This window comes from Micromonospora sp. LOL_015 (assembly GCF_048060275.1).
Classification (GTDB): Bacteria; Actinomycetota; Actinomycetes; order Mycobacteriales; family Micromonosporaceae; genus Micromonospora_E.
Window position 1 is genome coordinate 1 of record NZ_JBHMIO010000159.1, and the last position, 689, is coordinate 689.

Genomic DNA, 689 nt, shown 5'->3' on the forward strand with positions numbered 1-689 from the left:
CGGACCTTCTTGAGCATCGGTTCGCCGTAGCGGGCCTTCTCCTTCTTGCGTGACGGGCGTAGCAGGGTGATGCCCTGGTCTGCGAGGTCCCGCTCGAGTGTTCTGGACGCGAAGCCCTTGTCGCTGATCAGCAGGATGCCGTCGTGTTCGGCGACGACACCGGCCTCGACCTCCAGCATCGCGGCGAGGACCTCCCGCTCGCCGATCTTCGGGTTCGCCAGGGCCCACAGGATCGGCATCCCGGTCGGGGTGCGGACCAGGTACAGGCGCAGTCCCCAGAAGAACCGGGAGTGGGAGGCGCAGTAGCCGTATCCGGCCCAGCCTGCCAGGTCCGAGCGTTGCACGGTGGGGCGGGACATGCCGCACGGCACCGGGGTGGAGTCGACGATCCAGTGGTTGTCGAACCAGAAGTCGCTGTCGCGGGCCAGGTTCCGGATCGTCTTCCTGATCAGCGGGAGGGCGGCGCGGAGCCGTTTGTTGTAGCCGGGCCGCTGCGGTAGGTAGGGGAACATGCCGGCCAGGTGGACACGGGCGTAGCGGATCCAGTGGGCTTCCGAGCGTGCGCCGAGCAGGACCTGAGCCACGGCCAGGCAGACCAGTTCGGAGTCGGTCAGCAGTGGTGGCCTGCCACGCCACCGAGGTGTGCGGATGCTGTCGTCGATCTTCACGTACAGTGCGGTCAAGAGGGT

General features: G+C 67.3%; 1 protein-coding gene. It reads right to left on the reverse strand.

Annotated elements, in window-relative coordinates; all coding sequences use genetic code 11:
* Positions 1-689, reverse strand: a 689-nt coding sequence (locus tag ACFHWU_RS29270; RefSeq protein WP_416592321.1) for an IS982 family transposase, incomplete at both ends; no start/stop codon positions are given.